This is a genomic window from Pseudoalteromonas sp. UBA2102 (assembly GCF_002331165.1).
Classification (GTDB): Bacteria; Pseudomonadota; Gammaproteobacteria; order Enterobacterales; family Alteromonadaceae; genus Pseudoalteromonas; species Pseudoalteromonas atlantica.
Map to the genome: position 1 here is coordinate 1 of NZ_DCYU01000057.1, position 25189 is coordinate 25189.

21 protein-coding genes are annotated in these 25189 nt (G+C 41.8%); 15 read left to right on the top strand and 6 right to left on the bottom strand.

Annotated elements, in window-relative coordinates:
* Nucleotides 1–256: 256 nt before the first annotated feature.
* The 8 genes from ilvG (at nt 257) to B2R65_RS07220 (ending at nt 9412) form a co-directional block, all read left to right on the top strand.
* Entirely contained in the window at nt 257–1906 is a 1650-nt protein-coding gene (ilvG, locus tag B2R65_RS07185) for an acetolactate synthase 2 catalytic subunit (protein WP_004589294.1), read from the top strand.
* Entirely contained in the window at nt 1903–2145 is a 243-nt protein-coding gene (gene ilvM, locus B2R65_RS07190; protein ID WP_004589295.1) for an acetolactate synthase 2 small subunit, read from the top strand. Before ilvG ends, ilvM begins: the two co-directional genes overlap by 4 nt.
* Nucleotides 2146–2250: 105 nt before the next feature.
* Nucleotides 2251–4107 carry a dihydroxy-acid dehydratase gene (ilvD, locus tag B2R65_RS07195; protein WP_286741762.1) on the top strand — a complete coding sequence of 619 codons (1857 nt, stop codon included), beginning with the start codon at nt 2251–2253 and terminating at the stop codon, nt 4105–4107.
* A 2-nt stretch (nt 4108–4109) separates the two neighbouring features.
* Nucleotides 4110–5663 (top strand): threonine ammonia-lyase, biosynthetic, encoded by a 1554-nt coding sequence (gene ilvA, locus B2R65_RS07200; RefSeq protein WP_286741763.1) that lies wholly within the window; start codon nt 4110–4112, stop codon nt 5661–5663.
* Between the two features lie 144 nt (nt 5664–5807).
* A complete protein-coding gene (locus B2R65_RS07205) occupies nt 5808–6794 on the top strand; it encodes an ABC transporter substrate-binding protein (RefSeq protein WP_039972499.1) in 987 nt (328 codons plus the stop codon).
* Nucleotides 6795–6856: 62 nt separating this feature from the next.
* Nucleotides 6857–8032, top strand: coding sequence for a methyltransferase (locus B2R65_RS07210; protein WP_286741764.1), 1176 nt, complete (start codon nt 6857–6859; stop codon nt 8030–8032).
* A 64-nt stretch (nt 8033–8096) separates the two neighbouring features.
* Nucleotides 8097–8756, top strand: a complete 660-nt coding sequence (gene can, locus B2R65_RS07215; protein ID WP_024032154.1) for a carbonate dehydratase — start codon at nt 8097–8099, stop codon at nt 8754–8756.
* Between the two features lie 8 nt (nt 8757–8764).
* Entirely contained in the window at nt 8765–9412 is a 648-nt protein-coding gene (locus tag B2R65_RS07220) for an NAD(P)H-binding protein (RefSeq protein WP_286741765.1), read from the top strand.
* Between the two features lie 81 nt (nt 9413–9493).
* On the opposite strand, the gene ubiK is transcribed toward B2R65_RS07220, so the two are convergent.
* Nucleotides 9494–9757: a ubiquinone biosynthesis accessory factor UbiK gene (gene ubiK / locus B2R65_RS07225; protein WP_004589302.1), complete on the bottom strand. Its 264-nt coding sequence runs from the start codon at nt 9755–9757 to the stop codon at nt 9494–9496.
* Nucleotides 9758–9918: 161 nt separating this feature from the next.
* Here ubiK and rep point away from each other — a divergent pair, with 161 nt between their 5' ends.
* Nucleotides 9919–11937 carry a DNA helicase Rep gene (gene rep, locus B2R65_RS07230; RefSeq protein ID WP_004589303.1) on the top strand — a complete coding sequence of 673 codons (2019 nt, stop codon included), beginning with the start codon at nt 9919–9921 and terminating at the stop codon, nt 11935–11937.
* Here the strand turns inward: rep and B2R65_RS07235 are convergent.
* From B2R65_RS07235 to elbB, 3 genes are all read right to left on the bottom strand, one after another.
* The gene (locus tag B2R65_RS07235; RefSeq protein WP_286741766.1) at nt 11930–14503 is read right to left on the bottom strand and encodes a sensor domain-containing diguanylate cyclase; all 2574 of its coding nucleotides are present in this window, start codon (nt 14501–14503) and stop codon (nt 11930–11932) included. The genes rep and B2R65_RS07235 overlap by 8 nt on opposite strands.
* A 182-nt stretch (nt 14504–14685) precedes the next feature.
* Nucleotides 14686–15081 carry a c-type cytochrome gene (locus tag B2R65_RS07240; RefSeq protein ID WP_004589305.1) on the bottom strand — a complete coding sequence of 132 codons (396 nt, stop codon included), beginning with the start codon at nt 15079–15081 and terminating at the stop codon, nt 14686–14688.
* A gap of 203 nt (nt 15082–15284) precedes the next feature.
* Nucleotides 15285–15932, bottom strand: coding sequence for an isoprenoid biosynthesis glyoxalase ElbB (gene elbB / locus B2R65_RS07245; protein ID WP_055254667.1), 648 nt, complete (start codon nt 15930–15932; stop codon nt 15285–15287).
* Nucleotides 15933–16456: 524 nt separating this feature from the next.
* On the opposite strand from elbB, the gene polA reads away from it, so the two are divergent.
* The 3 genes from polA to B2R65_RS07260 all read left to right on the top strand — a co-directional run bounded on the left by polA (nt 16457) and on the right by B2R65_RS07260 (nt 21009).
* Nucleotides 16457–19186: a DNA polymerase I gene (gene polA / locus B2R65_RS07250; RefSeq protein WP_286741767.1), complete on the top strand. Its 2730-nt coding sequence runs from the start codon at nt 16457–16459 to the stop codon at nt 19184–19186.
* Nucleotides 19187–19906: 720 nt separating this feature from the next.
* Nucleotides 19907–20494: a YceI family protein gene (locus tag B2R65_RS07255; RefSeq protein WP_064386286.1), complete on the top strand. Its 588-nt coding sequence runs from the start codon at nt 19907–19909 to the stop codon at nt 20492–20494.
* Nucleotides 20491–21009 carry a DUF1285 domain-containing protein gene (locus B2R65_RS07260; RefSeq protein ID WP_064386284.1) on the top strand — a complete coding sequence of 173 codons (519 nt, stop codon included), beginning with the start codon at nt 20491–20493 and terminating at the stop codon, nt 21007–21009. The genes B2R65_RS07255 and B2R65_RS07260 overlap by 4 nt, the downstream gene beginning before the upstream one ends.
* A gap of 10 nt (nt 21010–21019) precedes the next feature.
* Here the strand turns inward: B2R65_RS07260 and yihA are convergent, their stop codons facing one another.
* Nucleotides 21020–21676: a ribosome biogenesis GTP-binding protein YihA/YsxC gene (yihA, locus tag B2R65_RS07265; protein WP_054982948.1), complete on the bottom strand. Its 657-nt coding sequence runs from the start codon at nt 21674–21676 to the stop codon at nt 21020–21022.
* Nucleotides 21677–21956: 280 nt separating this feature from the next.
* Between yihA and B2R65_RS07270 the strand changes: the two genes are divergently transcribed.
* The 3 genes from B2R65_RS07270 to B2R65_RS07280 all read left to right on the top strand — a co-directional run bounded on the left by B2R65_RS07270 (nt 21957) and on the right by B2R65_RS07280 (nt 24458).
* A complete protein-coding gene (locus B2R65_RS07270; protein ID WP_004589311.1) occupies nt 21957–22589 on the top strand; it encodes a c-type cytochrome in 633 nt (210 codons plus the stop codon).
* Between the two features lie 741 nt (nt 22590–23330).
* On the top strand, nt 23331–23930 hold the full coding sequence (gene yihI, locus B2R65_RS07275; RefSeq protein ID WP_004589312.1) for a Der GTPase-activating protein YihI: 600 nt from the start codon (nt 23331–23333) through the stop codon (nt 23928–23930).
* Nucleotides 23931–23942: 12 nt separating this feature from the next.
* Nucleotides 23943–24458, top strand: a complete 516-nt coding sequence (locus B2R65_RS07280) for a DUF2489 domain-containing protein (RefSeq protein WP_004589313.1) — start codon at nt 23943–23945, stop codon at nt 24456–24458.
* 107 nt (nt 24459–24565) lie between these two features.
* Here the strand turns inward: B2R65_RS07280 and B2R65_RS07285 are convergent.
* Nucleotides 24566–25189 (bottom strand): oxygen-independent coproporphyrinogen III oxidase (locus B2R65_RS07285; protein WP_476748306.1); only part of this gene is annotated, 624 nt, incomplete at its 5' end.

A 25189-nucleotide genomic window follows, 5' to 3' on the forward strand; every position in this document is an offset into this window, starting at 1 on the left:
TAGTTTTAAGCACAAAGTTTTAAAAATTTTATACCAATTCGCTTAATTAAGTGATCTATTTTGAGGATAGATAAACGTGTTGATAGCTAGGCAAAAAATTCGCTATTTAGTTGTTCTAAATGAGAATTTTTTAACGCAGATAGCGACACTTTTAGCCCTCTAAAAATAATTAAGTATTATTGCGGATTGGTATTAGCTATAAGTTTTTTAAGTAAAGTAGGTAATTGGGTTGTCACTGAGGAATGAGGATTAATTAATGACAGGCGCAGAACTAACAATCGATTTATTAGCCAAGCACGGCGTAAATGAAGTATTTGGCTACCCTGGCGGAGCTATTATGCCCATTTACGATGCGCTGTATGGCGCGCCTGTAAAGCATTACCTTACTCGCCATGAGCAAGGTGCTGGTTTTGCCGCAGTGGGTTATGCTCGCAGCACAGGCAAATTAGGCGTTTGTTTTGCTACCTCAGGCCCAGGCGCTACTAACTTAATAACAGCACTTGCCGATGCAATGATGGACTCAGTGCCATTATTAGCAATTACAGGTCAAGTACCGACTGCCGCTATTGGCTCAGATGCATTTCAAGAAGTCGATGTACTAGGTATGTCACTGTCGTGTACTAAACATAGCTACATGGTAGAGCGCCCAGAAGACTTAGCTGAAATATTACAAGAAGCCATGCACTTAGCTCAAAGTGGTCGCCCAGGCCCAGTGCTTGTAGATATTCCAAAAGATATTCAAATGGCGCAAGTACCTTTTAAACCTTGGTTAGCTGCTGATGAATATTTACCACAACTTGATTTAAACCAAGTAGCCATTGCAAACCAGTTATTAACTGAAGCAAAGCAGCCAGTAGCGTATGTAGGTGGTGGCGTACAAGCCGCCGATGCGCAAAATGAGTTAATGCAGTTTTTAAACAAAACACAAATGCCAGCGGTATCAACATTAAAAGCGCTAGGCAGTGTGTTACCAGATTACGAGCACTACTTAGGAATGTTAGGCATGCACGGCACACAAGCGGCTAACATAGCAGTACAAGAGTGTGATGTACTTGTATGTATAGGCGCGCGCTTTGATGACCGCGTAACGGGCAACTTAGCCAAATTTGCAGCCAAAGCAAAAGTAATTCACTTAGACATTGACGCGGCCGAAGTAGGTAAACGCAAACCTGCTAAAGCGTCCTTAATTGCTGATCTAAAAACCTCATTACCCGCACTTGAGTGTGTTGTAACACCTAAAGCATGGTGCGATACAAATAAGCTCATGAGCGAAAAACACGCATGGCGTTACGACTACCCAGGCGAAAAAGTATTTGCCCCGTATTTATTGAACCAGTTAAGCCAGCGTATGCCAAAAACAGGCGTAGTGTGCTGCGATGTAGGCCAGCACCAAATGTGGGTGGCGCAACATATGAAATTTAACCACCCAAGTAATCACTTAAGTAGTGGTGGCGCAGGCACTATGGGCTTTGGTTTACCCGCGGCTATTGGCGCGCAAGTAGCACGCCCAGACGATTTTGTAATAACGGTGTCGGGTGATGGCTCAATCATGATGAACATTCAAGAGCTTGCCACTATACGTCGTAATAATTTACCAGTAAAAATACTAATATTAGATAACCAACGCTTAGGTATGGTTCGTCAATGGCAGGAACTGTTTTTTGAAGGGCGTTACTCTGAAACCAATCTTTCAGATAACCCTGACTTTGTTCAGTTAGCGGCGGTATTTGGTATTCCTGGGCAAACTATTACTAAAGCCAACGAAGTAGACGATGCAATCACTGCACTGGTAAACAGCGAAGGGCCGTATATTTTACATGCCTGTATAGATGATAAAGAAAACGTATGGCCGCTTGTACCACCAGGGGCTGCAAATGACGAAATGATTACGGAGAAAGCACAATGAAACACAGCTTAACTATTGCATTGAAAAACCAAAGTATTGCGGTGGAGCGCTTTTTACGTGTTGTGCGTCACCGTGGTTTTGACCTTACGCATTTTCAGCTTAATACAGATGAAGCTCAATATACGATAGCAATGACGGTCGATAGCGATAAGCCTATTCATCTATTAACCAGCCAGCTAAATAAGTTGGTAGACGTGAAAGAAATTAGCTTAGAAAATTTACAGCAACAAGCAGTGTAACTGCTAACGAAACACATTTACGCGTTACTGAATATAACCTTCAGTAACTCAACAATTTTTAGAATGAGGAATGCCCGCTTACACAGCGGCAAAACAGAGGTAACTATGGCTAAATTAAGAAGTGCAACAACAACTGAAGGACGTAAACGCGCAGGCGCACGTGCATTATGGCGCGCAACAGGCATGACCGACACCGACTTTGGTAAACCTATTATTGCTGTAGTTAACTCGTTTACGCAATTTGTACCAGGGCACGTACACCTTAATCAGCTTAGTGAGCTAATGGCTGAAACAATCACGCAAGCGGGCGGCGTACCAAAAGAATTTAACACCATCGCAATTGATGACGGTATCGCAATGGGCCACGGTGGTATGCTTTACTCACTGCCTTCTCGTGACTTAATTGCAGACTCTGTTGAATACATGGTTAACGGCCACTGCGCCGATGCGATGATCTGTATTTCTAACTGTGACAAAATCACCCCAGGGATGATGCTTGCAGCGCTACGTTTAAATATACCGGTTATTTTTGTATCGGGCGGGCCAATGGAAGCGGGTAAAACCAAACTTGCTAACATCGATATTAAACTAGATTTAGTTGATGCCATGGTAAAAGGCGCTGATGAAACAGTAAGTGATGCTGATTCAGAGCAAGTAGAGCGCTCTGCGTGTCCTACCTGTGGCTCGTGTTCGGGTATGTTTACTGCCAACTCAATGAACTGTTTATTAGAGGCTATTGGCCTTGCACTACCGGGTAACGGAACAACGCTTGCAACGCATAAAGATCGTAAGCAACTGTATGTAGAAGCCGGCGCTCGCATTGTTGAGTTGTGTCGCGAGTACTACCAAAAAGACAACCACGACGTGTTACCGCGTGCAATTGCAAACAAAACAGCCTTTATGAACTCTATGGTGGTTGATATTGCCATGGGTGGTTCATCTAATACCGTATTGCATTTATTAGCAGCAGCACAAGAAGCCGGTGTAGATTTTGATATGTCGCACATTGATGAGCTTTCTCGTAAAACCCCATTTTTATGTAAAGTAGCCCCAGCTACACCTGAGTACCACATAGAAGATGTGCATCGCGCTGGTGGCATGATGGCAATTGTACGTGAGCTAGGTAAAGCAGGTTTAGTTGATTTATCGGTAAACCACGTAGCGGGTATGACGATGGGTGAGCTTGTTAAAAAGTGGGATGCGACTGACCCTACAAACGAAGCAGCACAAAAGTTTTACCGCGCAGGCCCTGCGGGTATTCGTACTACAAAAGCAATGAGCCAAGAGTGCCGTTGGGATGAAGGCGATAACGACCGAGAGCATGGTTGTATCCGTAGTGTTGAGCATGCCTTTAGACAAGATGGTGGCTTAGCTGTGCTTTCAGGTAATTTAGCGGTTGATGGCTGTATTGTTAAAAGCGCAGGCGTAGTGGACGAAATGCTGCATTTTGAAGGCACTGCCGTGGTGTACGAGTCACAAGATGATTCAGTAGAAGGCATTTTAAACGACGAAGTAAAAGCCGGTGATGTTGTGGTTATTCGCTACGAAGGCCCTAAAGGCGGCCCAGGTATGCAAGAAATGCTTTACCCAACGAGCTACTTAAAATCAAAAGGCCTTGCTGAAAAATGTGCCCTGATCACCGATGGTCGTTTCTCGGGCGGCACCTCTGGTTTATCAATCGGCCACGTATCGCCAGAGGCGGCAAGTGGCGGTGCCATTGCGTATGTTGAAAATGGTGACAAAATTATCATTGATATCGCAACACGTGAAATCACCCTTGCATTAAGTGATGAAGAGCTAGAAGCACGTAAACAAAAGCAATTAGCGCGTGGTAAGCAAGCGTATAAGCCGCTTGATCGTGACCGCTATGTATCGTCGGCATTAAAAGCGTATGCATTACTTGCAACCAGTGCCGATAAGGGCGCAGTACGTGATTTAGCCAAACTGGAGGAGCTTAGCTAATTATGGTTTCTCAAGAGCTCGATTATTTTCGCGCTATTATTCAGGCCAATATGGAACCGCTAGCTAAAGTGACTGAGGTCAGCGAAATGCGCGACCTCAGTGATAAATTAGGCAACCATGTTTGGTTAAAGCGTGAAGATCAACAGCCCGTGTATTCGTTTAAGTTACGCGGTGCTTATAATAAATTAAACAAGTTATCAAAAGGGTCTGTTGTTATTACGGCATCTGCGGGTAACCATGCACAAGGTGTGGCGCTTAGTGCTTCACATCTTGGCCATAAAGCCACTATTGTTATGCCAGTTACCACGCCTGAAATAAAAGTAAGTGCGGTACGTGCGCTGGGCGGTGAAGTGGTTTTACATGGCCATCATTTTGATGCTGCAAAAGCACATGCACTTGAACTAACAGAGCAACGCAATGGCGTATTTGTACCGCCTTTTGATGACCCTGATGTAATAGTGGGGCAAGGCACAGTGGCTCGCGAGCTTATGCAGCAACTCAACGAGCTTGATGCGGTATTTATCCCTGTTGGCGGTGGTGGCTTACTTGCTGGTATGGCGGTTTATATCAAATCATTACGCCCAGATATAAAAGTCATTGGCGTAGAAGCTGACGAAAGTGCATGTTTACAAGCCGCGCTTAAAGCGGGCGAGCCTGTTGAGCTTGACCGTGTTGGCAGTTTTGCCGATGGCGTAGCGGTTAAAATTATTGGCAGTGAAACATTTCGCTTAGCGCAAAAATTTTGCGATGAAGTTGTAACTGTTAGTGGCGATGAAATTTGTGCCGCCATGCAAGATATTTTTGTCTCTACTCGCGCAATTTCAGAGCCCTCAGGTGCCCTTGCAACCGCAGGGCTTAAAAAGTGGAGCCAGCAATCGGGCTTAAAAGGGCTGCATTTAGCAGCGGTGCTTTCGGGTGCTAACTTAAACTTTGATCGCTTACGTTATGTGGCTGAGCGTACTGCGCTAGGTGAAAAAAACGAAGCGCTACTTGCGGTGACCATTAAAGAAGAAAAAGGCAGCTTTAAGCAGTTTTGCACCTCTTTAGGTGGTCGGGCTATTACTGAGTTTAACTACCGTTATGCAGGCCCAGGTGAAGCGCAAATATTTGTAGGTATTGCCCTGCGCCAGGGTGAGCAAGAACTCAACGAGCTAAAACAAGACCTAACTAACAACGACTACCAATTTTGCGATTTATCAGATAACGAACTCGCTAAATTACACGTACGTTATATGGTAGGGGGTAAAGCACCGGAGCAGTTACACGAAAGGTTATTACGGTTTGAATTTCCGGAATACCCAGGAGCCCTAGCGCGCTTTTTAGATACCCTAGGTAGCAATTGGAATATTACTTTATTTCATTATCGCAATCATGGGGGGTCTATCGGAAATGTACTGGCGGGCTTTGCTATTGAGCCAAGCCAATTTGATATGTTTAACGAGCACTTAAATCGCTTAGGTTACAGTGTACAAGATGAAACACATAACCCGTGTTTTACGCAGTTTTTAACCTCTCAGCCACAAAGCCCAAACGTTGACAATTTAGCCTCAGCTTAGGGTTTTTATAAGCAAGTATGCACGTTTGCATGCTTGCTTTATCGTGTGTTTTAAATATAGTTACAGCTAATGACTACTATTTGGAACACCCAGTTGCTTATTAAAGGATTAATATTTGTAATTTTGCTTTTTTGCAGCCAACTAATGGCTCAAGAATCAGTCACTTTACAACTAAAATGGACCCACCAGTTTCAGTTCGCCGGCTATTATATGGCTCAGCAAAAAGGCTATTACAAAGACGCCGGACTTGATGTAACCATACGCGAAGCCAATCCTAAAATGCCTGACACTTTCACGCCTGTAGCAAGTGGAGAAGCCCAATTTGGCGTAGCGCATTCGGGTATTTTACAACAAAGAGTAAACGGCCAACCGTTTGTAGCAATGGCGGCTATTTTGCAGTTTTCCCCATACTGTTGGATGGTAAAAGACAGCTCTGATATTTTTCACCCTCGCGATTTTACCGCTAAACGTATTACCGAAGTGAGTAAAAAAGACAGTACCGAGCTGCTAGTTATGCTTAAACGCAGCGGTATTGATATTGCTACCTTAGAGGTATACGAAGGCGATGAGCCTGCGCTACAAGCGTGGCAAGAAAACAAACTTGATGCAATGCAAGTGTATGTCACCACTCAGCCTTACTTTATGACTCAGCAAGGGGTATCGCACCGCCTTATATGCCCACAGCGCTATGGTATGGATGTGTATGGTGATGTGTTATTTACCAGCGAATCAATGCTTAAAAAGCACCCGCAAACGGTCGAAAAGTTTTATCAGGCGAGCTTAAAAGGTTGGCGCTATGCGATGATGAATATGGATGAAGCCATTGCAATTACTCAGCAAGTGTATGCGCCAAACAAAAGTTTTCATCAGCTAGCCTATGAAGCCGAAGTATTGAAAGACTACATAATGCCGCCTACGACCCATTTAGGGAATATGTCGATGGCCAAGTGGCGCTTAATCGCAGATTATTATGGTATTAAGCAAACGCAATTTGACGAGCACAAAGCTGGGTTTGTTTATAAATACCAAGAGCCAGAGCGATTACAACTGTCGTGGATGCTAATAGCCGCCTTTATTGTGAGTATTATTTCGATCCCCCTTTATTTGCGTTTAATACTTGGAAAAAAATAACCGCTTAATGCAGCTCTGCGCAACTGGTATAATTAAACGTCTTTTTACTATTTTAAGTTGTTATGAACCTAGCTGAGCAGTTTGCAGCACTCGATGCAGTGCTAATGAATACCCGCGAATATTGGCAATGTACAGCATTTGATTTTGATGAGTTACCGTGGCCTGAGCTACAAGCGGCGTTAAATAACTTATCAGATGAAGATGTCGCAAGGCTTGATAACGATCAGCAACAGCTTTATCAATTTTTTAGCCCGTTTATTGCCGGGGTAGAGCAGCTACCTGAGCTGTGCAATTTACCAAAAAGCCAGCAGCAACGCGGTGAATACCCGTTTTGGATAAGTAACGGTATTAAAGGGCGTAAGTTTGAGCAACTGCAAGACTTTGTTTCAGCATTAACGAGTAGCACGCAGCCTGTACTTGAATGGTGTGCAGGCAAAGGGCATTTAGGCCGAATGCTTGCTTATAACGGCGCGCAAAGCGTACACAGTGTTGAGCTACAAGGGCATCTTTGCGAGCAAGGAGAGCACAGTGCACGCAAGCAAGGTTTGGCGATGAAATTTAGCCAAGCTAATGTGCTTGAAGATGAAACACGCCATTTTTTTAATACCGACACACATGCGGTTGCACTGCATGCATGTGGCGCACTGCACCAAGCATTTATGCAACACGCCAGCGCCGCTAGGGTAAAACGTATTAGTTTTTCGCCGTGCTGTTATCACTTATTTACCGATAGTCGTTATCAGGCAATGAGTGAGCTTGCCCTTGCTAGTAAGCTTAATTTAACGCACCGCGATTTAAAATTGGCGCTGCAAGAAACAGTTACAGCTCCTTCACGTGTAGCTAAAATACGAAAAACTGAGGTGGAATGGCGCTTAGGGTTTGACGCACTTCGAAAGTCACTCACTCATGAACAATATTACGTGAGTGTGCCTTCCGTTAACAAAGCCGTGTTCTCTGATACGTTTGCACAGTTTTGTGCTTGGGCGGGGGATAAAAAGTCTATAAGTATCCCTCAAGATACTGATTACGATAAGTTTTTATTAATTGGTAAGGCGCGTAAAAAAGTAACAGAGCGAATCGAACTGGTTCGACATGTGTTTAGAAGAGCAATAGAAGTTTGGCTTGTGCTCGATCGTGCTTTATATTTGCAACAGCAAGGTTATCACGTTTCAGTTACCACCTTTTGTGAGAAACAATTAACTCCTCGCAATATTTTAATTCTTGCAAACACCAACTAAAAAGGCGCTCATTATTTGTCTTTTCTGGGGTGTAATTTCTATCCCGTCCTAAATAAGAGATGCAATGAGAAAGCTAAAAAATTTATTCGAAAACAACAAACGTTGGGCTGCACGTACAACCGAAGCCAACCCTGAGTTTTTTAAAATATTATCAATGCAACAAAACCCAGAGTACTTGTGGATTGGCTGTTCAGACTCCCGTGTTCCTGCCAACCAAATTGTTGATTTACTGCCGGGTGAATTATTTGTACACCGTAATGTAGCTAATGTGGTAGTACATACTGACCATAACTGTTTATCGGTAATGCAATACGCGGTAGAGGTGCTTAAAGTAAAACATATTATGGTGGTTGGCCACTACGGCTGTGGTGGTGTTCAAGCGGTATTAAATAACGCCAAATTTGGTTTTATTGATAACTGGTTACGCCATGTTGGCGATGTAAAAGAAAAACACTTAGAGCAGCTTAATGCAATGGATGAGCAACAGCGTTTAAGTCGCTTAATTGAGCTAAATGTTATTGAGCAAGTACGCAACGTGTGTAGAACAAACATAGTTCAAGATGCATGGGATAAAGGTCAAGAACTCACAATTCATGGTTGGGTATATGGATTAGAGAACGGCCACTTGCACGACTTATCCTCGGTTGTAACCTGCGCCGATGAAGAAGGCGATGTGTATAAAAAAGCCGTTGCACATGTACTCGCTAAAGCCGGTTGCGAGTAATTTAAGCAATGACTAAAACGGCGATAATCATAGGGGCAACAGGGGTTGTGGGGAGTGAGCTATTAGCGCTTTTACTGCAAAGCCCTGCGTTTGGCCATGTGATTGCTATAACTCGCCGTAAGCTGGACGTTGAACATACTAAGCTCACTAATCAGGTTATTGATTTTGATTGTTTAACCAACTACTGCGCGTTATTTAAAGGGGATGTGTTTTTTTCGTGTTTGGGCACTACTAAAAAGCAGGCTGGCTCAACCGCGGCGCAGCGTAAAGTTGATTTTGATTATCAGTTTATTGCGGCGCAAATGGCGGCAAACAATGCAGTGAGCCATTATTGCTTGGTGTCATCAAGCGGCGCCAATGCGCACAGCATCAGCCCTTACTTAAAAATGAAAGGCGAGCTTGAGCAGCACATAAAAACGCTGGGCTTTGCAAAAGTAAGTATATTCCAGCCGTCTTTATTAATGGGTGAGCGAAACGATACACGAATAGCTGAGCAAATAGGCGCATTTGTGTTACCTGTTATTACTCAACTTCCTTTTTTAAAACGTTATAAACCCATTACGGGTAAGCAAGTGGCGCTAAAAATGTGCGCTGTAAGTTTAGCGCAGCAACAATCACTGCAATACTATGTATTAGAGGCACTTTTTGATACATAGTGGGCTTTTAGTTAAAACTAAAAGCAAAAAAAGCAGCCTTAGCTGCTTTTTTTGTGGCTGAGTATACAGATGTAGTACGTGCTACTCGGCGTTATTTTTAGCATTTAGTTGTTGCTCTAGTAACACAACTTTTGCTTCAAGCTCAGTGAGTTTTTCACGAGTACGAATAAGTACTTGGCTTTGCACATCAAATTCTTCGCGGCTAACAAAGTCCATTTCAGCCAGCTTATTTTGTAAAACTTGTTTGGTTTTACCTTCCAGTGTATCTGCTAGGTTTTTTACACCTTGCGGCATGTTGTTGGTGATTTGCTTAGCAATTTCTTCAAGTTTTGCTGGATTGATCATAATCGTCCCTTGCTGTTGCCCTAAAATGATAATGACTAATATTACCTTATACCTAAGGTATTTAATACATGATCACCACAATGGAATTAATTAATCTAATGGCTATGCCTGTATCTGTGGTTACGGTAAAATTAGCTGCCTTTTAAAACTCCATGGTCGTTATGAAACTCAATCCAAAACAAGATGAAGCAGTAAAATATATTAGTGGTCCGTGTTTAGTACTCGCGGGTGCAGGCTCAGGTAAAACGCGCGTAATCACTAACAAAATTGCTTATTTGGTGCAAAAGTGCGAGTACAAAGCACGTAATATTGCTGCGGTAACGTTTACGAATAAAGCGGCCAAAGAGATGCGTGAGCGTGTATTACAAACGCTTAATAAGCAAGAGGCGAAAGGGCTGTGGGTATCAACCTTTCATACCCTAGGGCTTGAAATAATTAAAAAAGAGCTCAAAACACTTGGCTTTAAAGAAGGTTTTTCACTGTTTGATGATCAAGATACTAACCAGCTATTAGGTGATTTAACCGAAGACGAGCTAAAAAAAGACAAAGACCTACTTAATCTATTAAAAATGCAAATAGGCAGCTGGAAAAACGAATTAATTTTACCAGAGCAAGCTATACGCGAAGCACGTGATGCGCAAAAGGCGTTATTTGCGCAGCTTTACGCGCGTTATCAAAATCAGCTGCGAGCATATAACGCACTGGATTTTGACGATTTAATAATGATCCCCACCTTATTACTGAGTAGTAATGCCACCTCACGAGAGCGTTGGCAGCAACGATTTAGGTATTTGCTGGTGGATGAATATCAAGATACCAATACCAGCCAGTACCAGCTTGTTAAGTTATTAGTAGGCGAGCGAGCGCGTTTTACTGTGGTAGGGGATGATGACCAATCTATTTATTCATGGCGCGGAGCCCGCCCCCAAAACTTGGTACTGTTAAGTAAAGATTACCCCGGCCTTAGGCTCATAAAGCTTGAGCAAAACTACCGCAGTGCCCAGCGCATTCTAAAAGCAGCAAATATTTTAATTGCCAATAACCCGCACGATATCGAAAAAAAGCTATTTAGTGAGCTTGGTTACGGTGAGCCGATTAAAGTGATTGGCTGTAGGGATGAAGAGCATGAGTGCGAGCGAGTTGTTGCTGAAATAATTTCTCATAAATTTATGAAGCGCACCAGCTATAAAGATTACGCTATCTTGTATCGCGGTAACCACCAGGCGCGCGGTTTTGAAAAATCATTAATGAGTAACCGCATTCCCTATAAAATTAGTGGCGGAATGTCGTTTTTCTCGCGCTCAGAAATTAAAGATATTATGGCGTATTTACGCTTGTTGGTTAATCAAGACGACGATAACGCTTTTTTACGCATTGTTAATACGCCGCGCCGTGAAATAGGCACCGTTACACTTGAAAAGCTAGGCACACTTGCAAACGAAAAGCACCAAAGCTTATTTGCCACCTGTTTTGATAACGACCTAGGCTACCGCCTTAAAGGGCGTGGCTTAAATGCGCTTTCGGGGTTTGCGCGTTGGGTTGTTGAGCTTTCAGATAATGCAGTGCGTAGCGATACACTCGAAGCGGTAAAAGACTTGGTACGTAATATTAACTACGAAGCGTATTTATATGAGTCATCGCCAAGTGCCAAAGCGGCAGAAATGCGCATGAAAAACGTCTCAGAGCTGTATCGTTGGATCACCGATATGCTCACCGGAGATGCCGATAACGAACCGATGACCTTACCTGAAGTGGTTAGTAAATTAACGCTTCGCGATATGCTAGAGCGTAACGAGGAAGAAGATGAGTCTGATGCGGTACAGTTACTTACTTTGCATGCATCTAAAGGCTTAGAATACCCGTACGTATTTATGGTTGGTATGGAAGAGGGGTTATTGCCACACCAAGTAAGTATTGACGAAGAAAACGTAGATGAAGAGCGCCGTTTAGCATACGTAGGGATCACACGGGCCCAGCAAGAGCTGACACTAACGTATGCAAAAATACGTCGTCAGTTTGGCGAAACCTCACAAACAGAGCTAAGCCGCTTTGTGCAAGAGTTACCGCAAGATGACCTAGCGTTTGAAAACAAAAAAGCCCCAAGCTCGCAAGCTGAGCGCATGGAAAAAGGCCAAGCACGGGTCGCTAACTTAAGGGCGATGCTGAAAAAACCTAGTTAATAGACTGCGCGGCGTTGTTATTAGCCGCTACTGACTCCGATAAGCCTTGCTGCTTAGCAACAAATAAGTTTAGTCCGTATTTATCTAGCAAGGCTCTAAAGTTAAGTATAGAAGGGCCTTTGGCAATGACTTTTATGCCTTTTAGCTGAGTGATTGCCAGTACACCTTGTAATTGCAAGTTAAAGCTTTCTTGTTGCAGTACGCGTTTACTAAAGGTTGAGCTAAGTAATACATAATCGAAGGTAATGTCGGTCAGTGCATTTAGCTCACAGCGGTCTTTTGCAAAGTTATTTAAGCCAATGCTGTAGCCAAGCTGCGAGAGCTTTTTAAGGTTTTCTAGCTGAGTTGCACAGGCGTAACGTATTTCTTGGTCGTCAAACAATAAACACAGTTGGCTTTGCCCTTGCAGCTTACTTAATACCTCAGTAAATAAATTGAATTCAAGCGCTTCTAACAGTAACCCTGAGCATGGCAATAATACCATGGCTACATTTGCCGCTAAGGCATGGGCATAGGCGTGCTGCAATAGTTCTAATTCAACTTGGAGGTGCTGCTCTTTATCGGTTGCAAACTTTTTCAGCACTTCAAAACTAGTATAGCCTAATACAGGGTGTTCACCAAAGGCTTCAAACAGTGACTCTGATTGCTGTTGTTCATCAAGGTTTATAATATCTGCACTTCTAAAACTCATCGGGAGTGAATCAAGATGGTGCTGTGCTGGAGATTCTGCGCTTGTTAGTGTTTGTGTTAATAACGGGTGGAACAGCTCATAGCGGTCGCGCCCTGCATTTTTAGCGTAATACATAGCAGCATCGGCATCGCGAATAATTTCATCGGTATGCTGATAACTTGAATTTGAGTACGTTATACCAATACTTGCACCACTTTGAATGCAGGTACCTTTACTGCAAAATGGCTTTTTCATTATATTAATAATGCGATCAGCTACATCTTCTGCTTGTTGTAGCTCTGTTAAGTGGGTAAGCAAAATTACAAATTCATCACCACCAAGGCGAGCGAGTAAATCGTGTTCGCGAATACAATGCGAAAATAAATCAGCCACACTTATTAAAAATTGATCGCCGGCATGGTGACCTAGTTGATCGTTTATATCTTTAAACTTATCTAAATCAATAAATAACACAGCAAAGTGATGATCAGGAAAACGATGGTAATGCTGCAGTGTTTTTTCTAGCTGGGTTAAAAACAAGCTACGATTAGGCAGGCCCGTTAATGAGTCGTGATGCGCATCATGATAAAGCTGCTGCTCTACTTTTTTACGCTCATCAATTTGCATTTGTAAATGTAGGTTAGCTTGTTGCAGCGCCTTTGTTTTTTCGTTAACTCGATACTCTAACTCTTGGTGGCTAGATTTAAGTGCTTGAGTGGCTAATTTAGTTTGTAAAACCGTGGCAATTTGGTGTGATACAAATGTAATAAGCTCGCAGTCGTCTTTGCTAAAAATATGATTGTTATTATACGCTTGGCATGCAATTAAGCCGATAACCCCTTGCGATGTTTTAAGCGGAGCACCTAGCCAGCTGGTGGCCATTTGCTCCTCTGGTACTGGCTTATTTCGTTGTACATCACCACTTTCTAATAGCTCTTTGGCTCTACTGGGGTGAATAAGTTGGGTCTGCTCGCTGCTAATAACCAGTTCGCTATAACCTTTTGCAAACGGCCTCGGCTCGGTGTTGTCTTTAAATTCATCCACACAGTACGGGAAGCTAATCCAACCAGTCTCTTTGTTATAAAGTGCAATGTATAAGTTTTCTGCGTATGTAATGGTTTTTATTATTTGATGAATTTTTACATAGGCATCATCTAAGTTTTGCGCTTGCGTTGCCAACTCGGATATTTTAAACAAAATTTGTTGGCGTTGTAGTGCGCGTTTTCGTTGTTCAATTTCTAGGTTTAACGCATCATTACTTTGCGTGAGCGCACGGGTACGAATTTTTACTTCAGATTCGAGCAGCTCTCTTTTTTTAACTCGCTCTATGGCTGTGGCTAAGTATAAAGACATTACCTCGAGTAAATGCACTTGCTGACTGCTGTAATCTTGGTGTTTATCGTAACTTTGCGCAGCAAGTACGCCAATAATGTTTTGCTCTTGATAGATAGGAACACCAACCCAGTACTCAGCAGGTGAGCCTAGTGCTTTAAATAAGCCGTTTTGTGCAGCGCTTTGCATTTCTTGTTTGGTAAAGCAGGTGGTTTTGCCAAGCTTATAAACGTAGCCTGTAGCGCCTTCTTCAAAACTATTATCTTGATTGAGGGCGACTGATATACTATCTTTTTCATCGCAAAAATAAGAAAGTTCCAGGGCATGAGTATATTGATTAGCAAGCACCACGTAAAAGCTTTTACTAGGTAGGTATGCTTGTAAAATGTCATGGATAGCGGGGTAAAGTAAGGTTAATTCGGCAACAGAGCTTGCTTGCTCTGATAGCTGGATCAGGGCATTTTGTAAGTGGTGAGATTGCTTATACTTTTCTAATAGCGCTTTAAGACGTTTATTTTGGTGCGCTAGTTTACTCGGTGCCGCGGGCTTATCTTCCGATGACATGAATCATATTATTTTATTATTGTATGTTTATTAAACGTATAATTTCACTTTTAGTTGCGATCGTCAAGTAACTAATGCCCTAAAACAGCAACTAAAAAGATTATTTTGGGAATAAAAAAAGGCCTATTATAAAAATAGGCCTTTTTAAATTAATCACCCTAGTTATCAGGGGTTTAATTAAATTATTTAGATGTCATGAAATCAATAGCTGCGCTAATCTCATCATCAGAACAATCCATACATGTTCCTTTTGGCGGCATCGCATTAAAACCGTTGATAGCGTGATCAAGCAGTACATCTTTACCTTTAGCGATACGCGGTGCCCAGTCATCAGCTGATTTAGGTGCACCTAGTGCGCCAGTACCGTGACAGGCAAAACATGCGCCTTGGTACACTTGCTCACCAGAGCGAGGGCCAGTAGGAGCTGCGGCTGCAGCAGCTTTCTCGCCTTCAAGATAAACAGCGCCAACTGGTGCTAAACGTTTTTTAATCGCATCTTCAGTCATAGAGTTATCATATGGCTGTGCGTATGCGGTGGTTGCTAGCACTAATAATGCTGCAGCTGATAGTTTTTTCATTTTGCCTTGCTCACTTCGATTTGAACGTGATCAATCACGATTATAGATGACGGAAATTAAACCGATTATACCTTTGTGTAACAATTTATAAAACGCCCACTGGTGTTTTTATCAATAAAACTGACTAATTTTTGCGTTAACGCAATAAAATTGCATGTTTCAGTTAACAAACATTTATAATCGGTGGCTTAGTAAATCACTATTTAAGCTAATGCTAGTACGTTTTTAACCAGTTTTTCGATCCCCGCATCGGCATCTAAAATAGACTGCGCCAGCATATAAGCAGGGGTGGTAACGAGTTTATTGTCCTCATCAATCACAATATCATCAACCGCACAGGCTGCGTGTGTAGAGCCTAGCTGGGTTAAAGCGCTTGCGGTCTGTTCATCATTACCTATGGTTAAAGTAGCATTGGGATATATAAACGGAATTAAAGCCGGCGCAATACACATGTAGCCAGCGGCTTTTTGTGCATTAGCAAATTGTTTACAGGCCTCTAATACTAGGTCGTTTATCTGCGCATCAGCGCCTTTAACGGCAAAATCACATAAGTTTTTAGCGGCGCCAAATCCCCCTGGTACTATTAACGCATCAAATTCAGATGCCTTTAATTCGCTTAATGATTTTATATCACCACGGGCAATGCGTGCTGCCTCAGTGAGTACATTACGGTTGCTTGGCATTTCTTCACCGGTGAGGTGATTAATAGTGTGAAGTTGTTCTATATCAGGAGCAAAACATTGATATGCAGCATCGTTTTTAGCTATGTGTAGCAGTGTTAATACTGCTTCGTTTATTTCACTGCCATCGTACACACCACAGCCGGCTAATATTACAGCTATCTTTTTCATGCTTTTGTGCTCCTTAAGTATTTTAAATAAGTCGTTTGGGTGAAGTTTAACACGGGCCAAAACACACACTAAAATAATTTTTTAGTTTAAAAAGTATTCGCAGTGCAAGTTGTATTGCGGTTTATGCCATTTTTGCCAGTGCGCTCGTAAAAAAAATTATAAAGGATCGCTATGATCTTTGATCCATTATGCTAGAATACTCCTCCGGTTATTTAAATGGATACAAATAACTAAAGTGACTAACAGCGGATGTATCAGTTAGAAAACCTTTTTCCACATTGGTTTTAAAATAATAAAAAAAGAACCTCGTATTATCTTTTTTAAACAAAACAAGCAGTTATTTATTTTTCTAAGCATTTTATTATGCATTGGAGGAATAGCTCGTGGCTGTTATCTACAAAGTTATCCACAGGTTGCTCCGCAATAATTATGGCTACTAAGCGTAATTCACTGTCGTTTTATTCACAACCTTATGGCATGCTTGTAATAATATTACTTTTTTGTATTTAGGATCCAAATTCACCATGGCTCAGATCCCCGAAAACCCGCTAATTTTAGTTGATGGCTCTTCATATTTATTTCGTGCTTATCATTCTCCACCGCATTTAACCAACTCTAAAGGTGAAGCAACTGGCGCTATTTATGGCGTGGTAAACATGCTTAAAAGTTTGATCAAACAATATGATCCGAGCCACATGGTGGTGGTGTTTGATGCCAAAGGCAAAACGTTCAGGAACGACATGTATAGCGAGTATAAAGCTAACCGTCCGCCTATGCCTGACGATTTACGAACGCAAATAGCGCCACTGCATAGTATTATTAAAGCGATGGGCTTTCCGCTAATTAGTATTGAAGGGGTTGAAGCCGATGATGTTATTGGTACGTTTTCACGAATAGCGACTGAGCAAAAGCGCCATGTATTGGTTTCTACAGGCGATAAAGACATGGCTCAGCTAGTTAACGAGCATGTTACGCTAATCAATACCATGACCGACAGCATTTCAGATCCTCAAACCGTTGTTGAAAAATTTGGCGTGGGTCCTGAGCTAATCATCGACTATTTAGCGCTAATGGGTGATAAGGTTGACAACATCCCAGGTGTTGAAGGCTGTGGACCTAAAACAGCTGTTAAATGGCTACAAAAATATGGATCGCTTCAAGGTGTAATTGATAATGCCGGCGATATTAAAGGCAAGATTGGTGAGAAGCTTGCAAACGCCCTTGATCATTTACCACTTAGTTATGAGCTTGCCACCATTAAATGTGATGTTGAGGTAGAGTCAGACCTAGATACCTTTAAAGTACAAGAGCCAAATAAAGATGAGCTTATTGCACTGTATGGTGAGTGTGAGTTCCGCCGCTGGTTAGCTGAGCTGCTTGATAACCCAAAAGATGCAGAAAAAGCGCTCCCTACTGAGGCAAATGAACTGCCAAAAGTAGAAGATGCACATTACGAAACTATCTTAACCGAATCACAATTTGATACGCTTATTGAGCAGCTAAATAGCGCTGAGTTATTTGCCTTTGATACCGAAACAACCAGCCTTGATTACATGCAAGCGCAGTTAGTAGGTATGAGCTTTGCTGTAAAAGCAGGCGAAGCTGCTTACTTACCAATTGCACACGACTACCCGGGTGCACCAGAGCAATTAAGCCTTGAATATGTAATGCAAAAGCTTGGGCCAATCCTCGCCGATGCTAACAAAGCTAAAGTAGGGCAAAACCTAAAATACGACAAGAGCGTACTGGCTAATTCAGGCTATGAGCTCAATGGTATTAAGTTTGATACTATGCTTGAGTCGTACGTATTTAATAGCGTGGGCACGCGCCATGACATGGATTCATTAGCGCTTAAATACTTAGGCCATAAAAACATTAGCTTTGAAGATATAGCCGGCAAAGGGAAAAAGCAGCTTACCTTTAATCAAATTGAGCTTGAGCAAGCTGCGCCTTACGCAGCAGAAGATGCCGATATTACACTGCGTTTACACCAAGTACTTTGGCCAAAATTAGAAGCTGATGAGAAGTTAAAGTCAGTATTTGAAACAATAGAAATGCCATTAGTGAATGTTATTTCTGATATTGAACGCACCGGCGTAGCAATTGATAGCAACATGCTGGCGGCGCACAGCCAGCGTTTAGGCGAGCGTTTACTTGAACTTGAAAAAGAAGCGTTCGAGATAGCTGGCGAACCATTTAACCTAAGCTCGCCAAAGCAGCTGCAAGTACTTTTATTTGAAAAACTTGAGCTGCCAGTCATTAAAAAAACACCTAAAGGTGCACCTTCAACGGCTGAAGAAGTGCTACAAGAACTTGCCCATGACTACCCACTACCTAAGGTGATTATTGAGCACCGTGGTTTATCTAAGCTTAAATCAACCTATACCGATAAATTACCGCTGATGGTTAATGAGAAAACACAGCGCGTGCATACTTCTTATCATCAAGCTGTTACGGCCACAGGGCGTTTGAGTTCTACCGATCCTAACTTACAAAATATCCCAATTCGTTCTGAAGAAGGACGCCGTATACGTGAGGCATTTGTAGCGGCACAAGGCTATAAAATTGTGGCTGCCGATTACAGTCAAATTGAGCTGCGTATTATGGCGCATTTATCGCAAGACAAAGGGCTACTAAATGCCTTTGCTAATGGGTTAGATGTACACAGTGCAACCGCTGCTGAGGTATTTGGGGTTGAGCTAGAGGATGTAACCACAGATATGCGTCGTAAAGCTAAAGCAGTAAACTTTGGATTAATTTACGGCATGTCAGCCTTTGGTTTAGCGCGTCAGCTTGATGTGCCACGCCACGAAGCGCAGCACTACATAGATAAATACTTTGAGCGTTTCCCTGGGGTACTTGAGTACATGGAAACAACCCGCGAAAAAGCGGCCGAGAACGGGTACGTAGAAACTATTTTTGGGCGTCGATTACACTTACCCGAAATTAATGCACGTAATGGAGCTCGCCGTAAAGGCGCCGAACGTGCAGCAATCAATGCACCAATGCAAGGCACAGCCGCTGATATTATTAAAAAAGCAATGCTGAGCGTGCATAGCTGGGTTAATCAACAAGCTCCCAATACCATTAAGTTACTAATGCAAGTACACGATGAATTGGTGTTTGAGATTAAAACCGATTGTGCGCAAGCATACACAAAGCAGATTTGTGAGCTAATGTCGCAAGCAGCTAGCTTAGATGTCCCTTTAATTGTAGAAGCTGACGAAGGTGAAAACTGGGAACAAGCCCACTAATCTAAAACATGCTTATATTTTAAAAGCGCCGCAAGGCGCTTTTTTATTGCCTCTAAATAACTCACTCAATTAAGCGAATCGATATAAGTATTTCTACGCGTAAACAAAGTTTAGTTAAAAGTAGGTTAATTTAAGCAACTATTTGTATTAAATAGTTATATGTTCGTCAATTCGAACTATTTTGGCGGAATATCATTGTATTTTTATGCGCGCTTTTGCTAAAGTGCGCGCGTCCTCATCCTGTAGGACATCCTGTTGATGATGCATCTGAAAAGGTGCAACAAATTGATAGCTTCTCCCCAGTTTGCTATATCGGCCTGCTTGTTTTAAGCAGGCTGCTTTTTCTTCCTCATTAGATTGCCCTTTAAAGCTAAATGGCTCCTCTAAGCGCTTTTTTACTATTCACACTTTATGCTCATTTATGCTCATTTATGTTTATTATTTTTTTTGCCATACCTAGCGCGCCCTCAAACGGGTATATGTATAAAGCAGTTATAATGCAAACGTAGGCAAGTAAAGCTATCTCACGCAATGATTAGCGTGGATGTTGCGCTACGCCCCTAAAAAGCGTCAATTATAGGGTGCTATATCGTTATTAATTTTTTAATAACAGTACGGGCTAAGTAATTTAGCGCCGTCTTTAATTTGAGGTGGTTTGCCCCTATTTCAGGTGATAGTATCGAAAGCGCTATTATTCTCATTTTATTTTAGGAGTGCGTTATGTTTAAAACGTTAGCCATTATCGGTTTATCGTTATCAAGTGTTGCTTTGTCTAATGCCGCTCATGCAGATTGGCAGCTAGTCAATGACAAGAGCCAATTAAGTTTTGTTTCTATCAAAAAAGACTCGATTGCTGAGGCACATCATTTTACTAACCTAGAAGGAACACTTTCAGACAGTGGTGCTTTTAGTGTAAATATAGACTTAACCTCTGCAGAAACACTGATCCCTATTCGCAATGAACGTTTAACTCAATTTGTATTTGAAGCGGCTAAGTTTCCTCATGCAGTTTTAACTGCGGATTTAAAAAAGCAATTAAGTAATATTAAAAAACCGGGCCAGCATGTATTAAAAGAGGTTGATGCGCAGCTTGATTTTCATGGTAATAAAAAGCCATTAAAAATAAATGTACTTGTTAGCAGTGCCGAAAATGGCGATTTAAGCGTGTCGTCGTTTACGCCTGTGATTGTAAATAGCCAAGACTTTGGTGTGACCGAAGGCGTTAAAAAGCTACAGCAATTAGCTGGTTTACCTGGAGTTGCTACAGCCGTACCAGTTACTTTTGCGCTAACACTTAAAAAACAGTGATCTCGTTAACGGCGCTTAGTAAGCAATTAAGCGAGCCTAGTAAACCGTTTGATAGTTGGCAGCCAACCCAGTGTGGTGAGCTACCGATTATGATTAACGAGCAAGGGCAGTGGTTTTACAATGGCAGCGAAATTACTCGCCCCGCGATGGTAAAACTGTTTGCCAGTGTTTTATGCAAAGAAAGTGAGCAGTTTTATTTAAAAACACCCATCGAAAAAATAGCGATAGAGGTGCAAGATGCGCCTTTCGTTATCGTAAGCTGGCATATTGAAAGCACAGCGCAAGGGCAGGTTATGTGTTGTATAGATAATTTAGCACGGCAATGGTTAATCAGTGCTGAGCAGCCTCTTTATATAAAAAACTATAAAAATGCAGCGGTGCCTTATTTGCAATTACCTTATGGGTGTAGCGCGCGGGTATCACGAAGTGTGTTTTATCAGTGGGCTGAAATAGCCGACGCTGATGAGCGCGGCTATTTTATAAAATCAGCAGGGGGAAAGTTTTATCTTTCGTAGGTGCTTATTTTTAAGCGTCTGAGCTGTCTTCATCACTTTGCGGTGCAACAGCCACAATTGGCCCTAAATACCACTCATCTAGCTTTTTAGCGACTTCTGGTAAACCTGTTCCCTTAAGTGATGAAAAAGCGTGTACTGTGATATCACCGTCTAGTTCACTTAATTCACGGCGTACTTGCAGTACTTGTGCTTTACGTGCACCTTGCTTAAGCTTATCGGCTTTAGTTAAAAGCGCCAATACTGGGATTTCGCTGCCAATAGCCCAGTTAATTAAATCTTTGTCTAAATCTTTTAAAGGGTGGCGAATATCCATTAATATAACAATACCTTTTAAACTTTGACGTTTTTGTAGGTACTCACCTAGTGACTTTTGCCACTTCTTTTTCATTTCAATAGGTACTTTAGCAAAACCATAACCGGGTAAGTCGATTAAGCGCATATCGTCTACTTCACCTAACTCAAAGGTGTTGATTAACTGCGTACGACCTGGCGTTTTACTGGTACGAGCAAGTTTTTGATCTGTCAGTGCATTAAGAGCACTTGACTTACCTGCATTAGAGCGACCTGCAAACGCGACTTCAATTCCCGTATCAGCAGGTAATTTAGTGATGTCTGGCGCGCTTGTTACAAAAGACGCAGTATTATATTTGATACGAGATTTGAGCACAGGCTCTCCTAAAAACGTAAAAGTTAATCTTATTGAGCTAAATTCACTCAGGGCGCGTATTTTATACTATAAAGGATGTATTAAAAAGCGTATTTAAACACCTAAAAACTCTATAAATGGCACTATTAAAGCTGCTTAAAGGTTAATCTAGGTCAAAACCCTATAAATTATAAGCTTAATATGAGTAGAAAACGTGCCAGAGAATTTTTTATCGTGTAGAATACATGAATTACAACATCCATATTGTAGATGATACAGGGTCGGAAACAGAGAATTCACCATGAAAAAAATAGCACTATCTTTAACAATATTGCTTGGTGCGTTGTCAGCAAGCAACGCAACAGCATTTGATGGCGATGTAAACGCAGGTAAAGAAAAATCAGCAACGTGTGCGGCTTGTCACGGCCCAGACGGTAATGCACCGGTTAATATTTACCCTAAACTTGCAGGCCAGCATCCAGATTACATCCTTAAACAACTCAAGGATTTAAAATTAGGTATGACTTCAGGCGGTAAAGAAGGCCGTATGGATCCTGTAATGAGCGCGATGGCTATGCCACTTAGCGAACAAGACATGAAAGACCTATCTGCTTATTTTTCTTCATTGAACATGACTGAAGGCGCCACCCCAAAAGACGTGGTTGAAGTTGGTCAGATGCTTTACAAAGCAGGCGATGCTGAACGTGGTATTCCGGCTTGTGCGGCGTGTCATGGTCCGCGAGGCAATGGTTCGTCTCTTGCAAAGTTTCCTAAAATTTCTTTTCAGCACCCAGAGTACATTAAAGCTCAGCTAGAGAAGTTTCGTGATGGAACCCGTAAAAACGACCATAACGGTATGATGCAAGATATAGCGAAAAAGCTAACCGATAAAGATATTGAAGTACTATCTCAATACTTAGGTGGCTTACACTAAAGTCGTATTTATCTAGTATCAGCTAGTGTAATACTATGAAATATGATTAAAAAGCAGCTTACGCTGCTTTTTTTGTGTCCACATTTTAACGATATCACCCTTTAGTTTGTGAGACATTTGCCATGCTATTTTGTAAGAAATAGCTTATTTTAAAAATATTTTTACAGTTAAATTTATGTTTATTATAAATTTTTTGTTTTTTATATGTGCTCTATGTAAGAAAAATTATATAAACCAGTTGTAACAAAAATATTAACGGGTAAATTAACCACTGTCGCAAAACAACAATAACAACATGGATTATGCTAAAGGAAAATGGCGCGACACGACTGAATAGCACATTGAAGGTGCTACAAAAGGAAATAACAAGAAAGCGTCAGGATGACCGTAAATAATAAAATCTCAAGGAAGTTTAATAATAAAAACAAAATGGAATGTAACAAGGAAGGTTAAAATAATAACAATACGGACTGATAATAATAAAAATAATAAAGACTAAAAAAAGTCGAAGGGAGAAGTGTCCAGATAATGGCGCTCAGATTAGTAGGCGGTAGAGATGTTTTCTCTACCGCCTTTTTATTTGTCCTGTTACAATACCCACCGTTTAGCAATAAGCTAATGCGCTAATTCAACGAGCAACCCAAGCTTTAATGCGCAAATCGAATTCTTCTGGCTAGGCCAGCACTGCGATGCTCATGTTATGTGCCTCGCTCAAAACCTCTTAAGTGAGATGATCAAGATATGAGTAGAAAGAAAAAATCACGCAAAATTCCTTCAAACGGCCCTGTTCGTTTAAGCCAAGATAAGCTTAAAGAAATGCGTGCGTTAAAAGAGCAACGAGTTAAAAAGCCAAAGGGCGCTAAGCCTGGTTCTCGTAATGCGCCTGAGCTATTAGATAGCGATACTAAAAAAGCAAACTCAGCGCCAAAAGATAAGCGCGTCGGCAGTAAAAAAGCCGTGCCTTTAGTGGCTAGTGCACCACAGCCGCAAGTAGAAATGAAGCGTAACTTAAAGCCAACAGTTGAGCTTAAAAAGGTTACAGAGCCAGAGCTTACGCCGGAGCAAGAGCTAGAAGCGCTTGAAAACGATGAGCGTTTACTTAAGCTCGTTGAGCGCCATGAGCAAGGTGAAATGCTGACGGGTAAAGATGCGAAGTACTTTAATAGCCGTATTGCTCGCCACCAAGTACTTTGTAAGTTACTAGGTATCGAAGATGAAGACGAAGACGAGTTTGAAGATGATTTTGAAGATAACTTCGAAAGCGATGGTAACTCAGATTTCGATAAGTACCTTTCAGATGATTTAGCCAATGAGTGGCTAGATGATGATGACGACAAATAGTAAGGGCGCTTAATGAGTACCGCAGTGATTGTAGCCTTGTTTGTAGGTGCTGTTATTATTGCTGGCTTAGCATTTTATGCAGGTCAGTTGCTCTATAAGCTTAACGCGCAAAAAAAGTTAATTGCGCAAAAGCAAGCAGAGCAACAGCAAAAGCTTAAGCAGTCGCGCTTAAAGCGTAACGCTAAACTTGCAGATAGCATTCATCTAATTGCTCGTGCAATGGCTGAAGAGCAATGTGAGTACTCTGAAGGCTGTTTACGGATTTGGGTTTTAATGTCTCAGTACGCTTTTGAAGATGAGCGAGATTTAACGCTAGCGTACCCAGGCATTTATAAAATGTATAACGTTGTGAAAGAAATGCCGACTCACGATGCACGCAAAAAATACTCTAAAAAAGAGATTTTTAAGCAAGATACAGCACGTTGGCGAGCTGAAGAAAACTTTAGTGATGAGATTAAAGCCGATTGCGACAAAATCATTGTTGAGTTTAAAGCTGCGCCGGGCAGCGAAAACATCGTGTTTAATTAAACCCTATAGAAAATACAAAAAGCAGACTCAGGTCTGCTTTTTTTATGCCTGCTTATCGACACGTTTTTACCACCTCAAACGTGATAAGCGAATTGCTATAGCACTAATTAAATCACACGTGAGAAACGGGTTTTACTTATTTGCTTTTGTAAGTGAGCATCAAAGCACATACATATAATACGAATAAATAGATTTCCGCGAGGCGTGACGCGTATTACCTTATCGTTTATATGCACCATGTCATCGTCTATTAAAGGCTTTAGCGCTAACAGCGCATCCGCAAAATACTCATTAAAATGTATAGAATGCTTTTTCGCAAATGCGTGCGTGTCTAATTCAAACTGGCAAATAAGTGATTTAATAGCCTCCGCGCGTATTACATCATCGTGCGTTAAATGCATTCCTTTATGTATAGCACTGCCGGCTTGCGTTTCAATTGCGTGATAATAATGCTTAAGCACTTTTTGGTTTTGTAAAATGGCGGTGCCAATTTGCGAAATAGACGAGACCCCTAAACCTAATAAGTCGCAATTACCGTTAGTGGTATAGCCCTGAAAGTTGCGATGTAGCTGCCCTTTATTTTGCGCGACTGCAAGTTCGTTATCGGCTTTTGCAAAATGATCCATACCAATAAACTGATAGCCTGCAGAGGTCATTTGCGCCAAGGTGTTTTTAAACATGGTTAGCTTGTCGTGGGCACTGGGTAAGTCAGCCTCTTTTATTTTACGTTG

Bases quoted from the DNA above. Each gene is read 5' to 3' on its own strand.
- ilvG (WP_004589294.1), top strand. From the start codon at position 257: ATGACAGGCGCAGAACTAACAATCGATTTATTAGCCAAGCACGGCGTA.
- ilvM (WP_004589295.1), top strand. From the start codon at position 1,903: ATGAAACACAGCTTAACTATTGCATTGAAAAACCAAAGTATTGCGGTG.
- ilvD (WP_286741762.1), top strand. From the start codon at position 2,251: ATGGCTAAATTAAGAAGTGCAACAACAACTGAAGGACGTAAACGCGCA.
- ilvA (WP_286741763.1), top strand. From the start codon at position 4,110: ATGGTTTCTCAAGAGCTCGATTATTTTCGCGCTATTATTCAGGCCAAT.
- B2R65_RS07205 (WP_039972499.1), top strand. From the start codon at position 5,808: ATGGCTCAAGAATCAGTCACTTTACAACTAAAATGGACCCACCAGTTT.
- B2R65_RS07210 (WP_286741764.1), top strand. From the start codon at position 6,857: ATGAACCTAGCTGAGCAGTTTGCAGCACTCGATGCAGTGCTAATGAAT.
- can (WP_024032154.1), top strand. From the start codon at position 8,097: ATGAGAAAGCTAAAAAATTTATTCGAAAACAACAAACGTTGGGCTGCA.
- B2R65_RS07220 (WP_286741765.1), top strand. From the start codon at position 8,765: ATGACTAAAACGGCGATAATCATAGGGGCAACAGGGGTTGTGGGGAGT.
- ubiK (WP_004589302.1), bottom strand. From the start codon at position 9,757: ATGATCAATCCAGCAAAACTTGAAGAAATTGCTAAGCAAATCACCAAC.
- rep (WP_004589303.1), top strand. From the start codon at position 9,919: ATGAAACTCAATCCAAAACAAGATGAAGCAGTAAAATATATTAGTGGT.
- B2R65_RS07235 (WP_286741766.1), bottom strand. From the start codon at position 14,503: ATGTCATCGGAAGATAAGCCCGCGGCACCGAGTAAACTAGCGCACCAA.
- B2R65_RS07240 (WP_004589305.1), bottom strand. From the start codon at position 15,081: ATGAAAAAACTATCAGCTGCAGCATTATTAGTGCTAGCAACCACCGCA.
- elbB (WP_055254667.1), bottom strand. From the start codon at position 15,932: ATGAAAAAGATAGCTGTAATATTAGCCGGCTGTGGTGTGTACGATGGC.
- polA (WP_286741767.1), top strand. From the start codon at position 16,457: ATGGCTCAGATCCCCGAAAACCCGCTAATTTTAGTTGATGGCTCTTCA.
- B2R65_RS07255 (WP_064386286.1), top strand. From the start codon at position 19,907: ATGTTTAAAACGTTAGCCATTATCGGTTTATCGTTATCAAGTGTTGCT.
- B2R65_RS07270 (WP_004589311.1), top strand. From the start codon at position 21,957: ATGAAAAAAATAGCACTATCTTTAACAATATTGCTTGGTGCGTTGTCA.
- yihI (WP_004589312.1), top strand. From the start codon at position 23,331: ATGAGTAGAAAGAAAAAATCACGCAAAATTCCTTCAAACGGCCCTGTT.
- B2R65_RS07280 (WP_004589313.1), top strand. From the start codon at position 23,943: ATGAGTACCGCAGTGATTGTAGCCTTGTTTGTAGGTGCTGTTATTATT.